Origin of the sequence: Myxococcus sp. CA040A, from assembly GCF_013336725.1 — a bacterium.
GTDB classification, from domain to species: domain Bacteria; phylum Myxococcota; class Myxococcia; order Myxococcales; family Myxococcaceae; genus Myxococcus; species Myxococcus llanfairpwllgwyngyllgogerychwyrndrobwllllantysiliogogogochensis.
Window position 1 is genome coordinate 226,426 of the sequence record NZ_JABUMR010000001.1, and the last position, 13,742, is coordinate 240,167.

Genomic DNA, 13,742 nt, shown 5'->3' on the forward strand with positions numbered 1-13,742 from the left:
AGCACCCCGGGTTTGCGCTAAGGGAGGGAGCCATGAGCGCCGCCGAATCCACCCTCTCGCGCAGCAGGAAGCCCGTGGAGTACGAGGTCACCGTCGCCCACGTGCGGATGGACACGCACGACACCGCGACACTCTTCCTCGACTTCGGCGAGCCCCGTCCGGACTACAAGGCCGGCCAGTTCATCAACATCGACCCGCACCAGTTCCACGCGCTCGGGCGCCTGTCCGCCTACTTGCAGGAACAAAAGGGGCGCAAGGAGCCCCAGCGCTCGTACTCGCTGGCCTCCGCGCCCCATGAGCCCCATGTGGCCATCACCGTGAAGGACGAGGAGTTCATCCCCGGCCTCACCCGCTACCCGCCGCTCCTGTCCCCGTTCCTCGTCCACGGGCGGCTCACCGGCGCGCGACTCAAGGTGCTCGGCTTCATGGGCCCCTATGTGCTGCTGGACGACGTGGACCAGCGCACGGACCACGTCGTCCACATGGTGGCCGGCTCCGGCGCGGTGCCCAACTTCGGCATCATCAAGGATGCGCTCCACCGGAATCTCAAGGTGCGCCACACCTTGCTCATGTCCAACAAGACGTGGAGCGATGTGCTCTACCGGGACGAACTGGAGGCGCTGGAGCGCCAGCACCCGGACCGCGTCCGGCTGGTGCACACCCTCACCCGTGAGCTGGACGAGTCGCGCTTCGGCGCCAACGTGCGCAAGGGCCGCGTCCACCAGGCCCTGCTGGAAGAGCTCATCCCGGACCGGGCCACGTGCCTGGTCTACGCGTGTGGCCCCGCGATTACGCCGTGGGACCGCCGCAAGGCGCTGGAGACGCGCACTCCGGCCACGCCGCGCTTCATGGAGACGGTGCTCGGACACCTGCACGCGCTCGGCATCGACGACAAGCGCATCAGGCGGGAAACGTACGGGTAGGCCCCAGCGGGAGCACCACCTCGAAGCGAGCGCCCCGCTTGGGCCGGCCGCTCGCGCGCACCTGTCCTCCGTGCGCGAGCACCACGCGCTTGACGATGGCCAGCCCCAGGCCCCGTCCGTTGGCGCGCGTGAGGAAGAAGGGCTCGAAGACGCGGCGCGGGTCCACGTCGGGAATGCCCGGGCCCTCGTCCTCCACCACCAGCCGCACGCCGCCCTCCACGCGCTCCACGTTCAGCCGCACGCGCCCGCCCGGCGGTGAGGCCTGCACCGCGTTGCGCACCAGGTGCGTCGCCGCGAGCTGGAGCAGCGTCTCATCGCCCATGATTTCGGGCACGTCCGGCGCCTCGTCCACGGTGAAGCGCAGCGTGGGCGCATCCGGTGGACCATGCAGCTGGCCCAGCGCGCGCCGCACCAGCTCACCCAGGTGCACCAGCCGCGGGCGCGGCTCCAGCGGACGCACCACGTCCAGCAAATCCCTGACGATGTCCTCCAGCCGGATGGCCTCTTCCTCCAGCATGCCCACCGCGGCCTGTCCCGTGGGGCCCAGGTGCGCCTCGCGGCGCAGCACCGCCACCGCGTTGAGGATGGCGCCCAACGGATTGCGCACCTCGTGGGCCACCACTCCCGCCGCCTCGCCCAGCACCGTCAGCCGCTCGTGCGCGACCAGCTCCTCCTGGAGCCGCGTCACTTCGACCAGTCGCTCCGCCGCCACGCGGTGGTGACGCACGTTCTCCAGCGCGCCGCCGAGCAGCTGCGCGAAGAGCTCCAACGTGCCCGCGGCGGCCGGCGTGAGGTCCAGGCCCTGCGCGGAGAGGATGCCGAAGGGCTGGCCCTCCACGAAGATGGGCGCATCCAGGGCGCGGATGCCGGGAGGGTAGGCGCGCTGGATGTCCTCGAAGACCTCGCTTGTGTGGACGCGATGGGCCGCGCCGAGCGCGTCCTGATGGAAGGCCGCCTTGCGCCGCGCGAGCACCTCCGCCAGGTGGGGCAGGGTGCCGAGGGGAAGGCGGACCTCGGAGATGGGCATGCCGTACTTGCGCTCGGCCAGCGCGACGATGGCGGGCTCCTGCCGCATGGGGCCGTGCCGGAACGTGTCTCCTTCGACCAGGAGGATGGCCGAATAGAAGCCCTGCCGGTGGACGGCGTCGATGGCCGTCTCGAGGACCTCCTGCTCGTCGCGCGCGCGCAGCATGTCCGCGGCGGCCGCGCCCAGCGCCTCGGTGAGCCGGCGGGTGGTGTCCACGCCCTCGGCGTCGTGCAGCAGCACCACCGTCTCTTCCTGCGTGGCGCCCGGTGCATAGGTCGCCGCCACCGTGCGCTCCTTCCCGTCGGCTCTCCGGATGCGCAGCCACAGCGGGTGCTCCGGCCGGGTGCCGTCCCGGGTGAGGGCCTCGTGGAACGCCTCCACCCAGCCGCGCTCGGCGGGGATGAAGCGGGCGATGAGCGCGGTGACGGGCGTGGCCTTCAGCTCGTCGAGGGGAATTCCCAGCAGCGAAGCCAGGGCCGCGTTGGCGACCACCACCTGATCGCCTCGGGTGACCGCCGCGGGAGTGGGCAGCCCGGCAAGCAACCAGTAGTCAGAAGGGGCGGCGGAGGCGTCGGGAGGCACGGAAGTCATCCTGGCGGACGGCGCGAGGGGGCCGGGAGGGGGATGCAATCGATTTCGGGGTGTCCCGTAGGAAAGGGGGAGGGGACACAACGAAGGATGGACACCATGAACTTCATGAACGTGATGGGCCGCGATGACCTGGAGCTCAAGGCGGTGATGGCGGTGATGGCGGCCTTCGTCATGACCGGGGCCGTGTTCCTCGGTCAGCTGCTGTAGCAAGCCACCCCGAGCGGGCTCACCCGCTCAGGGCTTCTTCGGAGGCTTGCGGCTCACGAACTGCTGGATGAACTCCCGCTCCTCCTTGCGGAGGCTGCTGAGCCGCAACCCATAACCTCGCGGGTTCTTGCCGTCCTCCAGCGAGTTCTCCCAGATGACGGAGCTTCGCAGCGTCATCACGCGCGAAGGGTCATCGAACCGCAACGTCAGCTCCACCAGGGTGCCCAGCCGCAGCGGCTTGTCCGTGGCGATGAAGAGGCCGCCGGAGGAGAGGTTGATGATGCGGTGGTCCGTGAAGATGCCGGTGTTCTGCATCGACACCTTCACGTCCGCGTGGATGCGATCATCCGCGCGGCGCTCCAGTCCCACGAACTCCGCGCTGGAATAGGTGGGCGCGGCGACGGCCTTGCGCAGCGGCACCGCCGGCGGTGGTGGGGCGGGCGGCGGCAGCGTGTGCGTGCGCTGCACCGGCGGCGAGACTGGCGCGCGCGCGGCGACGGGCGCGGACGTCGCATGCATCACCGGCGGCGGAGGCCGGGCGGGCATCACCGGCTGCGGCGGTGGCGCGACGGGCGGCGCGATGACGGCCACGGGCGGCGGCGCGACGGCGGGAACGCGAGTGGCCACGGGCGGCACCACGGCGGGCGCCACCGAGGCCACTGGCGGAGGAGGCGGGGGCGGCAGCGGCCCGTCCATGTCCAGCCGGGGAGGCAGCGGCCGGGCCTGTTGGTAGGCGCCCTGCGCGTACAACACCTCCACCTCGCGCATGCAGCGCGACAGGAAGTCGAAGATCTCCGCCGACACCTTGCGCAGCTCCGGATGCGTCTCCGGTGACAGGTGTTCGGGCGAGAAGCGCTTGGCCATGCGGAAGAAGGCCAGGCGCACTTCGTCCAGGCTCGCGTTCGGCTTGGCTCCGAACACCTCGTGGGGCGGCAGGTTCTGAAGACCCCGGAGCTGGGTGCGCAGGCGCTCGGCCTGCTGCTGCTCCACCGAGGGCGAGGGCCGGGTGGCCGCGAACAAGTCACGCAGCTCGGGCAGCTCCTGGACGGCCACCCATTGGGTGCCGTCGCGGGAGGCGCGCACGGCGGCCTTCAGCCTCCCGGAGGAGATCAGCTCTCGAAGGGCCTGGAGGGCGAGGGGGCCCAACACGCGGCCCAGGTTGTCCGCTACCCAGTAACCGACAGCAGGAGACGACACGCAGACACCTCTGAAGTCAGTGAGCGAGCGCCTGGCGCACGGCCGAGGCGATTTCCAGCGGATGGAAGGGCTTTCCCACGAAGCCCACCGCGCCCGCGGCCATGGCCTGCTCCACGACGGGCTCCGCATCCATGCTGCTGATGACGAGCACCCGCGTGTTGGGCGACACCTGCTTGATGGCGCCGAGGACTTCCAGCCCACTCTTCTTCGGCATGAAGAGGTCCAGGAACATCACCGCGGGCTGCTCGCGCGCTGCCACCGCGAGGCCTTCCTCTCCGTCCGCGGCTTCGAGCAACCGCAGCTCGATGCCCGTGTCGGCGATGACGTCCTTGAGGATGCGGCGCACGAAGCTGTCGTCGTCGACGAGCAGCAGTGTCGGGGTGTCGGACATGGCGCCGCATGATACTTGGACCGCGCAACATCCGCGCGAGGACCTGGAGCGCCTGCCTGCCTTTTTAGGTTAAGGGGTGAGCATGCCCATCGCCCAGGCTCTCTCTCACTTCGAGTCCCAGAAGACCGCCTACCTCGAGGACCTCATGGCCCTCGTGCGCATACCCAGCGTCTCGTTTCCTGGCTTCGACTCCGCCCGGGTGCGTCAGAGCGCTGAGGCGACTTCTCGACTCTTGGGAGACCGTGGGTTTGAAAACATCCAGCTACTCGAAATCGAGGGCGCCCACCCCTACGTCTATGGCGAGGTGTTGCGGGCTCCAGGCGCACCCACGTTGCTGTTGTATGCCCATCACGATGTGCAGCCAGCGGGCGACGAGTCGCTGTGGAAGAGCCCTCCGTTCGAGCCGCAACTGCGCGAGGGCCGGCTGTACGGGCGTGGCACGGCGGACGACAAGGCGGGCATCGTGGTGCACACGTCGGCGGTGGACGCGTGGCTGAAGGGCTCCGGTCGGCTGCCGCTCAACGTGAAGGTCATCATCGAGGGTGAGGAGGAGATTGGCAGCGGGCATCTGTCCGCATTCCTGCAGAAGCACTCGGCGCTGTTGAAGGCGGACGCCATCGTCCTGACGGACACGGCGAACTTCGACACGGGGCTGCCGTCCATCACCACCGCGCTGCGGGGGCTCGTCACGGTGGACGTGGAGGTGCGCGCGTTGAAGCAGGCGGTGCACTCCGGCATGTGGGGTGGACCGGTGCCGGACCCGGTGATGGCGCTGTGCAGGATGCTGGCGACGTTGACCCACGCGGACGGCTCCATCGCGATTGAAGGGCTGCGAGAGCAGGTGAAGCCGCTCACGCCGGGCGAGCGCGAGAGCATCCAGTCCCTGCCAGGGAACGAGGCGTCCTTCCGCGAGCAGGTGGGGCTGTTGCCGGGCGTCCAGGTGTTGGGAGGACGGCACCCGTTTGAGATGAACTGGCGGCAGCCGAGCATCGCCATCAACGCCATCCAGGCGAGCACTCGCAAGGACGCGCGCAACATCATCTGCGACGCGGCATGGGCGCGCGTGGGCATCCGCATCGTCCCGGACCTGGAGGCGCGGGATGTCGAGCAGCGGCTGAAGGAGCACCTGAGCAAGGTGTGTCCGTGGGGGCTGGAGGTGAGCTTCCACACGGAGGGGGCCTCGGGTTGGTGGTACACGGACCCGTCGCATCCGGCGTTCCAGGCGGCCTTCCGTGCGCTGGAGAAGGGCTATGGGACGAAGGCGGTGGCCATCGGCTGCGGCGCGTCCATTCCCTTCGTGGAGCCCTTCGCGAAGGAGCTGGGCGGAGTGCCCGCGCTGCTCATCGGCGTGGAGGACCCGTACACGTACGCCCACTCGGAGAACGAGAGCCTGCACGTGGGGGACTGGGAGAAGTCCATCCGCAGCGCCATCCATTTGTACGAGGAGCTGGCGAGCGCGCTCACCGCGCGGTGAGCGTGGGCCTTTGGCTCCGGGGCGTTGGGTGGGTCAGGCTTCGTCGTCGGGCAAGAGCGTGCGGAGCAGGTCGTCGTCGGGACCGAGCGGGCGCCATCCGGGGGGTGGTGGCGTGGCGCGGAGGGCTTGCCGAGCCTGCCTTACTCTCTCCTCATGTGTTTCGGGGGTGTAGCTGCTCCAGCGGGCAAGGGCGGAGGCGACATCGAAACGATGGGTCTCGTCCTGTGCGGCCGGCCACCCATTGGGAAGGTGCTGGGACAATTCACGCACGAACTGCCCGCGCACCAGCCGGGTGACCTTGTTGCTTCGCTCCGCTTCGGCGACCAGCCCTGTGAAGACCTGCACACCCGCGACGTCATCTTTTCCCAGCTCTTCGGCCAGCTCCACCAATGAGGCGGTCGGACGTGCCTCGGCAAAAGTGGTCAGGGAGTCGTAGCCGCGCGCGCGGACGCGCTCATAGAGCCGTGCCTTCCAGTTGCCTTGCCAGGAGCGTCCGTCTGTCATCGCTTTCGTCCTGGAGTGAAGTTCATCGGGATGTCGTAGTCCCGCAGGTACCGCGCGAGAAGCTTCAGTATCTCGTCCCGAGTCAACTTCTGGCCAGCTTCGAACTCAGCGTCACGTAGCGCTCGAATAATCATCTGATTCCATTCCTTGGGCCAGGTTCGCCCGAGTCGCCAGTCGCCTCCGCCGTGAACGGCTTCGTGGTGCGATTTCTCCAGCCGGACACAGAATTGGTCGATGTCCATGGGGCCCTTGAAGCCGCGCTGCTCGAACCATTCACGGTGCTCTCGTGGCAGGACATGGTGCTTCGGAGCGTCCGCCATGCCTGCCCCGGCTTTGCCCGTCTCGTGCATGCCGCGAACCTCGGGGCTGTCGCCCAGGGCTTCACGCACGCCCTTGGGCAAGTCCCGGTGCGATTGAGCCATCAGCACCTGTCCGGCGTGGATGCGGACGGCCGCGCTGGCGACTGGCATGGAGATGACTCCAGCCTGTACGAGCCGTCGCATCATCTCCACCCACTCCGCGGAGACGACCAGGGACGAACCCGCCATCACTCCACCTGGGCCCACAGAGAGGCGCGCGCCCACGAGGACGGGCCCCGAGGGAGGCAGCCGGGGGAGTGACACGCGCAGCGTCGAAACCAGGGCCACCATTTCGATGAACTGCGCCGCCGCGATGACTTGCCCTGTACGCTCCATTGCCACGCGCGCACCCTCGCGAATGGTGCTGAACTCCTGGGTCAGTTTCCCCATCAGCTCAGGCATCGCAGCCGCCGTGGCCTCCACGCGTTCTGGCTCCAGGGAGGAGAGAGCCGTCATCGCCGGCTCCAGGCGCTTCTGTACGCGGTCCATGTCCGTGAGCAGTTGCTCCACGCTGTAGTAAGGGCACTGCTGGAGCACGGCGTCGGCGAGTTGGAGGACGTCGAACCAGGTCGCCAACAACATGGCGCCAGCCATGGCCGCCTGGAGGCGAGGCCCTGCCATCTTGAGAAGGCCCACCGCCATGTCCGGGTCGTCCACCGACTCGGAGACCTCCACGAGCGTGGCCGTTCCTCGGAGTGCGTCACGAAGCCAGGGTACCTGGGTCGAGCCGTAGGCGAAGTAACGCGTGAAGAGGTCGGCGTTTCCACCAAGGCCCCGCGTGTGAGCCGCGAGCCTGGGGATGGCACTGGAGAGTTCCTCCGTGGAGCCCTTCACTTTGTCCACCGCCGCCACGACTGCTTGCCGAGTCAATATGACTCGCTGCTGGCTGTCCGCGATGGCCACTGCCTCATTCTCGCGAGGGCGGTCGCGTCGTTCCCGTGTGCCGGAGTGGCGCGGACTGGAGTCGTCAGCCAGGCCGTCCCGCTGCGAATAGCGCCGGGGCCTGCCCGCTCCGGAGGCGGGCGACTGGGAGGCACAGCCCGTCACCAGCATCACCAGACTCAACAGCACGGCATGCGTACGCAGGGCCCACCTCCAGCGCCACTTTCCTCATGCGTCCCGGGGGGGGCATCTTCCAATGACAACGAGCCGGGGACCTTGCCGTCCCCAGCCCGTCGTCGCTTCAGGTGCCCCTCAGGGCCTCGGCGCTCAGCAGCTCGGGCTACAAATCCGCCAGCAGCGGAGGTCATTATCATCACAGCTCGAGCAGCACGGAGCGGCGACCGTCTCCTCGCTTCCCAACGTCGCGGAACCCACGGCAACAGCAGCTCCCAGCACGAATCCGATGAGCCCCATCTTCAAGGTCTTCTTCATCCGGCCTCCTGTGTTGTGCGGTTGTTTGACATGGGGCGGGCCGAAGCCCGTCCCATCCGATAGTGTATAGAGTTCGAGAGGCCCTTGAAAGGGTAGACCCAGACGAATGAGCAATCATTGCCAGGACGCGCCTGCTCACACACAAAAAAAGTGGAAGATTCCGTGGAGGATGGTCATCGGGGTGGGCGCGCTGGTGCTGCTGGCGGGGCTCCTTCGCGGCTTCGTCGTGCACCCGAGGCTCATCGTCTCGGGCTCGATGGAGCCGACGCTGGCAGTGGGTGACCGGCTGGTGGTGGATACCCTGTCCTACCGCGTCCATCCGCCCCAGGCCGGGGACGTCGTCGTCTTCGAGCCGCCTCCCGAGCTCGTGCGCTCCGGTGACCTGCGCCAGCACATCGCCATCAAGCGGGTGATTGCCCTGCCGGGTCAGGAGGTGCGGGTGCGCGACGGGCAGGTGTTCGTGGATGGACGGCTCCTCCAGGAGCCCTACGTCGCGGCGGCGCCCACCTACCAGTGGGGCCCCGCGCGCGTGCCCGAGGACAGGCTCTTCGTCCTGGGTGACAACCGGAACGCCAGCAGCGACTCACATGTCTGGGGTCCCCTGCCGCGACGCTCCGTCACTGGCAAGGCCTGGTTGCGCTTCTGGCCGCCGGAGCGCGCGGGAGCACTGTGACGGGAGCCGGCCTTGCCCCGGTCGGGGGGCGCCGGCGCCTCAGCCAGACGCGCCCCAATGGAGTCCCTTGTCTGCCTTTGCCAGAGGCCGCTTGAGAGGCTTCATCACCAGACTCAACGACAGGAGATGCCGTTTCCAACGCCGAAGGCGTCTACGAGGACGCCCGCGTGTCGTGGACCCGTGCCTTCCGCCTCGGCTACTTCTTGACGCCGAGCTGCGCGAGCGCGGCCTTCACCCAGTCCTTGATGGACATGGTGTCGAACGGAATCGCATCGCGGCCCGGGTACTTCTTCTCGAAGTACGTCACCGCCGCCACGCCCATGGCGAACGCGGTGCCACCGCTGGCGGCGCCCTTGAGCAGCCAGCCCGCGATGGGAATCCATCCCACCGTCTCTCCGACGATGCTGCTGGCCGCCTTGCGCGCGACGATGCCCGCGCCCAGCGTGGGCACCAGGCCGAGCGCCTCACCGAGGCTGAGCTTCTCTCCGTAGATGCCCGCCACGTGGTAGATCATGTACGCCTCGATGGCGGACGTGAGCGCAGTGTGCGCACCCGGCACCGGGATGGGAATCGCGGCGGCACCCGCGGCGCGCAGGGCGCTCTCCTCGACCCAGCTTCGCGCGGCCTTCTCTGCGGACATGGATGTTCTCCCAATCAGTCGTTCGTTCCCACCTTAAGGACTCCGACCAGGGTTCGAAAGAGGGCGCACCACCGGGGTCTTGGAACGCAGTTGCGACACCTGCTCGAGCTTCTCGACGGAGCGGTCGGCCGGGTCTACGAGGAAGAGGGCTTCGCCTACCGTCCTCGCTACACGCCGTTGGTGCGGGCGCTGATGCAAGACGAGCCGATGACCATCGGTCAGCTCGCCGAGGCGTCCGACACCACCCAGCCCGCCACCACGCAGACGCTGGCGTTGATGGTGAAGGACGGGCTTGTGCTCTCGGAGCCAGGGCCAGTGGATGGGCGTCAGCGGTGGATTCGCCTCAGTCCGTCGGGACGGGCGCTGCTCCCGCGACTCCAGTCGCGTTGGAAGGCCACCTCGAGCGCCGCGGCCAGCCTGGATGCTGAGCTTCCCGTGCCGCTCTCCGAGGTGCTCGAGCGCGCCATCCAAGCCCTCGAAACGAAGTCCTTCGACGAGCGAATCGCCAGTGCGCGGGGACGGCAATCGAAGCGCCGTGGCGCGTAGGTATGATGTCCCCGTGCAGCGCGGAAGAGCCATCTCCAACCGAGAGAAGCAGACCCATGAAATCCATCTTCATCAACAGTGAGCGGCGTCTCCGCAATGGCTGGAAGGTGCTGGGCTCCGTCGCGTTGAGCGTGGCCCTGATACTGGGCCTCGTCCTCCTCCAGAAACAGCTGCCTGTCGAGCTGCGGCGAATCGTCTCGGGGCCGCTCTGCGCCTTCTTCGGCGTCCTCCTCTCGAGCTGGCTGTGCCTTCGACTCGAGCGTGAGCCCCTGTCCTCGCTCGGAATCCTCCCGGTGCGGCGCTCGGCCCGTGACTTCGGGCTCGGGATCTTGGGTGGCGCGGCATTGGTGGGGGCGGTGGCCGCGGTCGTCTTCTCGCTGGACGGGTTCCATCTGGAGCGAGCGGCGAGCAACGGAGCCGCCGCCATCTTCAAGGTCTCCTGGTTCATGCTCGGAGTGGCCCTGTTCGAGGAGACGCTGTTCCACGGCTATGCCTTCCAGCGCGCCATCCGAGGGATGGGGCCGATGTGGACGCAGCTCGTGTTCGCGGCCGTCTTCAGTCTGGCCCATGCCTTCAATCCCGGCATGGACGGAGGGGCGCGCACGGTGGCTTTGACCGCCACCTTCCTGGCCGGATGGATGCTGGGGCTCTGCTACCTGCGCACGGGAGGACTCGCGCTTCCCGTGGGTGTGCACGTGGGCTGGAACGGGTTGCTGGGCCTGCTGGGCTTCGGCGTGAGCGGCGAGGAGTTCAAGGGGATGTGGATGCCTGTCTTCCACGGCCAGCCCGAGTGGCTCACCGGAGGCCGTTACGGGCTGGAGGCCTCCGTCGTCACCCTCGTGGTGCTGTGCCTGTTCATCCTCGCCCTGTCGCGCTGGAAGGGAACGCGACAGAGCGAGGCGCCCACCCCGCTGACAGGCGCACAAGGCCAGGGAGCCTGAGGACGACGCCCTGGCTCACCGCGGACGGAACCGGTCCGTGGCCTCCACGAGCGCGGACGTGGTGCCTGGCTCGTTCGCCGAATGCCCCGCATCCGGAACGATGACCAGCTCCGCCTCCGGCCACGCTTGATGCAGCGCCCACGCGCTCTCCGGTGGGCACACCACGTCATAGCGCCCCTGGACGATGACCGCGGGGAGATGACGGATGCGCGGCACGTCATCGAGGAGCTGCGTGTCCGAGCGCAGGAACCCACGGTTGAAGAAGTAGTGGCACTCGATGCGCGCGAAGGCGAGGGCGAAGTCGTCCGCGCTGTTGCGTGCCACCAGCTCCAGGTTCGGATGCAGATAGCTGGTTCGCGCCTCCCACACGCTCCAGGCCCGCGCGGCCTCCTGTCGCGTCGCCGCGTCCGCGCTCGTCAGGCGCCGGTGATACGCGCCGAGCAAGTCCCGTTGCTCCTCCAGGGGGATTGGCGCCAGGTAGTGCTCCCACGCGTCGGGGAACAGGGCGCTGGCGCCGCGCTGGTAGAACCAGTCCAGCTCCTGTTTGCGCAAGAGGAAGATGCCGCGCAGCACCAGCTCCGTGACGCGCTCCGGATGGGTCTGCGCGTAGGCCAGTGACAGCGTGCTGCCCCAGGAGCCGCCAAAGAGCTGCCAGCGCTCGATGCCCAGGTGCTCGCGCAGACGCTCCATGTCGGCCACCAGGTCCCAGGTGGTGTTCTCCTCCAGGCTCGCGTGCGGAGTGCTCCGGCCGCAGCCGCGTTGGTCGAAGAGGACGATGCGATAGGCCGTCGGGTCGAAGAACCGCCGCTGCTTCGCGTCCGTACCTCCCCCTGGGCCACCATGGACGAAGACCACGGGCTTGCCCTTCGGGTTGCCACACTCCTCGAAGTACAGCTCGTGGAGCGAGGAGACCCGCAAGCGGCCCATGCGATAGGGCTCCAGCGGGGGGTACAGCATCCGCGACGGCGGGGACTGAACGGACATGCGCCTTCCAGGACAACGAGAGAGTCTCTCACGCTAGCAGACCGGTTCTTCATCGCCGGCCGGCCCGTGTGTCACCGTCCGGAGGTGTTCGCGTGTCCTCTTGCCTGGGGTGGGGACTGTCGGGCAGGGCACATGCCGCACGCCACGGCCGCGCCCTGAACGCGATGTGACGACGATGTTGCCCGCGCGCGACGTGGAGGTTGCGGGAGCGGTGGATGCTGCTTCCCGTCTCCTCACACCCCGGAGCGTTCCATGAATCTCGCTTCCCTGATGACGCCCCCTCGGAAGAACGAAGACCACGCCGCGCCCCGTCGCCTCCAGCTGGTTCGCATCCAGGCCACCGTCCTGCTTCAAGGCGCGGTGAGCGCGGCGCAGGACAGCGTGAAGTCCTTCCGCCACATGCGCGACGTGCTCACGGGGGCCTACTCGCAAGCTCGCGCTTGAGCGACGCGAGGACCCGTGGAGCGGGCCTCACTGGGGCGCTCACAAGCCTTCGCTCGCCGGCGTGAGCCACCGCGCACCTCATGGTTCGCTAGGAGGCCGCATCTCGCGGGCCATGCCAAGGCCCGCGTGACTCGGAGTTCACGCGGGGCACCGTGTCGCGGGCCGTGTCGGAGCCCGCGACCTCTCCGTGTGTCAGGAGGGCGCGCCAGGGTTCGGGCTGGTTCCCGGGTTCACGGGCGCGTCCTCCTTCGGAGGAGGCGGTGGCACGCCCTTGCCCGCGGGCGCCACCATCCGCACCTCGGAGGCATCGCTCATCGCCAGACCGTCGCCCTTGGGCTCCGTCTCCGTCACCGCGATGACGTCACCTCGGTGCAACTGGAGGAAACGCTCGTTCTTCTCCGTGCGGTGACGCTCCTGCATCGCCAGTCCCACGCGGCCTTCCGGCCCGCAGCCGATGTAGCGGTGCCGTCCCTTGCCCTCCAGCGGCTCGGAGACGATGCGGAACAGCCGACCCGGCGGAAGCTCCGGCCACTCCTCGCCCTTGGGCGCCAGCAGCAGGTAGCTCATCTTCAACGCTTCCTTGTGCAGGCTCGCCGCGCGCGCCAGCTCCTCCACGACGCGAGGCATCGGCCAGGGCCGCTCCGCGTGGCACCAGTCCGTCTCCTTCACCAACGCCGGACACGCACCCCGGTACATGCACGGCGCACGCACCGCATAGCCGCGCGCCACCATCGCATCGCGCACGTGCAGCAGGCCGCGGCTCGTCTCCCGCAGCGCGGGCTCCATCACCAGCAGGCTGCCGCCGCGCTTCACCTTCGCCAGCGCCGCCTCGAGCAGCGCCGCCCGAGGCGTCGTCGCGCTGTCCCCCGTGCCGTACAGCTCGTTGATGACGTGGCCCATCGTAATCAGGTCGTACTGCCCCTCCGGCAGCACGGCGGCCTTCTTCGTCGGGTCCCACTCCCGGGTGGCCAGCGCCTCGCCGGCCTCCGTCGCCAGTGCGCGCGCGAGGTTCAGCGCGGCCTTGCTGCGGTCCGCCGCCGTCACTTCCTTCCCGCCCGCGTCCATCGCCGCGAAGGCCACCGGACCCGGGCCGCTGCCCAAATCCAGCACCTGTCGGGGACGGTTTGGCAGCTCCCCCAGCACCTGCCGGGCCTGCGCATACGAGACCGGCCAGTAGAAGAGGAGGTAGGCGCCCAAAAGCTTCGGGTCGTCCATGTAGCGCGCCCCCGCGAGCTGACGCTCCCGCGTCAGGCCCAGCGAGAGCTGGCGCACGCCGGCGCCCACTTCCTTCACTTCCTGGGGCGTCAGCCGCCCCTCCGGCCCGTCACCCTTGCCGCGTGACGCGCGCCACACGGCGATGAGCCGCGGCATCCACCGCTCCAGGTCCTTGCTGTATCCGTTGCTCATCCCGCCAAGCCTTCGACCGAGGGGCCGCTCCCGGAAGCCGCCCATGTCAACCCGTTGTCA

The 13,742-nt window shown here is 68.6% G+C and carries 14 protein-coding genes; 6 read left to right on the top strand and 8 right to left on the bottom strand.

Annotation, left to right across the window (positions count from 1 at the left end; genetic code table 11):
* The first annotated feature begins 32 nt into the window (after positions 1-32).
* Positions 33-923: an oxidoreductase gene (locus HUA75_RS00950; protein WP_174485299.1), complete on the top strand. Its 891-nt coding sequence runs from the start codon at positions 33-35 to the stop codon at positions 921-923.
* Here HUA75_RS00950 and HUA75_RS00955 read toward each other — a convergent pair.
* The 3 genes from HUA75_RS00955 to HUA75_RS00965 form a co-directional block, all read right to left on the bottom strand.
* Positions 901-2,541, bottom strand: coding sequence for an ATP-binding protein (locus tag HUA75_RS00955; protein WP_141645677.1), 1,641 nt, complete (start codon positions 2,539-2,541; stop codon positions 901-903). The two genes, HUA75_RS00950 and HUA75_RS00955, sit on opposite strands and share 23 nt — an antisense overlap.
* Before the next feature lie 234 nt (positions 2,542-2,775).
* Positions 2,776-3,945: a TIGR02266 family protein gene (locus HUA75_RS46390; RefSeq protein WP_174457588.1), complete on the bottom strand. Its 1,170-nt coding sequence runs from the start codon at positions 3,943-3,945 to the stop codon at positions 2,776-2,778.
* A gap of 16 nt (positions 3,946-3,961) precedes the next feature.
* A complete protein-coding gene (locus tag HUA75_RS00965; RefSeq protein ID WP_141645963.1) occupies positions 3,962-4,336 on the bottom strand; it encodes a response regulator in 375 nt (124 codons plus the stop codon).
* A gap of 82 nt (positions 4,337-4,418) precedes the next feature.
* Between HUA75_RS00965 and HUA75_RS00970 the strand changes: the two genes are divergently transcribed.
* Entirely contained in the window at positions 4,419-5,810 is a 1,392-nt protein-coding gene (locus tag HUA75_RS00970) for a M20/M25/M40 family metallo-hydrolase (protein ID WP_174485300.1), read from the top strand.
* Positions 5,811-5,843: 33 nt separating this feature from the next.
* Here HUA75_RS00970 and HUA75_RS00975 read toward each other — a convergent pair whose 3' ends face one another.
* Both HUA75_RS00975 and HUA75_RS00980 read right to left on the bottom strand, forming a co-directional pair.
* Positions 5,844-6,314, bottom strand: coding sequence for an NUDIX hydrolase (locus HUA75_RS00975; RefSeq protein ID WP_174485301.1), 471 nt, complete (start codon positions 6,312-6,314; stop codon positions 5,844-5,846).
* A complete protein-coding gene (locus HUA75_RS00980) occupies positions 6,311-7,543 on the bottom strand; it encodes a DUF2380 domain-containing protein (protein WP_371746029.1) in 1,233 nt (410 codons plus the stop codon). The genes HUA75_RS00975 and HUA75_RS00980 overlap by 4 nt, the downstream gene beginning before the upstream one ends.
* A 673-nt stretch (positions 7,544-8,216) precedes the next feature.
* On the opposite strand from HUA75_RS00980, the gene lepB reads away from it, so the two are divergent.
* Entirely contained in the window at positions 8,217-8,720 is a 504-nt protein-coding gene (gene lepB / locus HUA75_RS00985; protein WP_254627336.1) for a signal peptidase I, read from the top strand.
* 196 nt (positions 8,721-8,916) lie between these two features.
* On the opposite strand, the gene HUA75_RS00990 is transcribed toward lepB, so the two are convergent.
* Positions 8,917-9,360, bottom strand: a complete 444-nt coding sequence (locus tag HUA75_RS00990) for a DUF697 domain-containing protein (protein ID WP_174485303.1) — start codon at positions 9,358-9,360, stop codon at positions 8,917-8,919.
* 90 nt (positions 9,361-9,450) lie between these two features.
* Here HUA75_RS00990 and HUA75_RS00995 point away from each other — a divergent pair, with 90 nt between their 5' ends.
* Complete coding sequence (locus HUA75_RS00995) at positions 9,451-9,906, top strand: MarR family winged helix-turn-helix transcriptional regulator (RefSeq protein WP_174485304.1); 456 nt, start codon at positions 9,451-9,453, stop codon at positions 9,904-9,906.
* 56 nt (positions 9,907-9,962) lie between these two features.
* Entirely contained in the window at positions 9,963-10,847 is an 885-nt protein-coding gene (locus tag HUA75_RS01000; RefSeq protein ID WP_174485305.1) for a CPBP family intramembrane glutamic endopeptidase, read from the top strand.
* 15 nt (positions 10,848-10,862) lie between these two features.
* Here HUA75_RS01000 and pip read toward each other — a convergent pair whose 3' ends face one another.
* Positions 10,863-11,831, bottom strand: coding sequence for a prolyl aminopeptidase (gene pip / locus HUA75_RS01005; RefSeq protein WP_141645955.1), 969 nt, complete (start codon positions 11,829-11,831; stop codon positions 10,863-10,865).
* Positions 11,832-12,083: 252 nt separating this feature from the next.
* Between pip and HUA75_RS01010 the strand changes: the two genes are divergently transcribed.
* On the top strand, positions 12,084-12,275 hold the full coding sequence (locus HUA75_RS01010) for a hypothetical protein (protein WP_141645954.1): 192 nt from the start codon (positions 12,084-12,086) through the stop codon (positions 12,273-12,275).
* Between the two features lie 192 nt (positions 12,276-12,467).
* On the opposite strand, the gene HUA75_RS01015 is transcribed toward HUA75_RS01010, so the two are convergent.
* Entirely contained in the window at positions 12,468-13,682 is a 1,215-nt protein-coding gene (locus HUA75_RS01015; protein WP_141645953.1) for a small ribosomal subunit Rsm22 family protein, read from the bottom strand.
* Positions 13,683-13,742 lie beyond the last annotated feature (60 nt).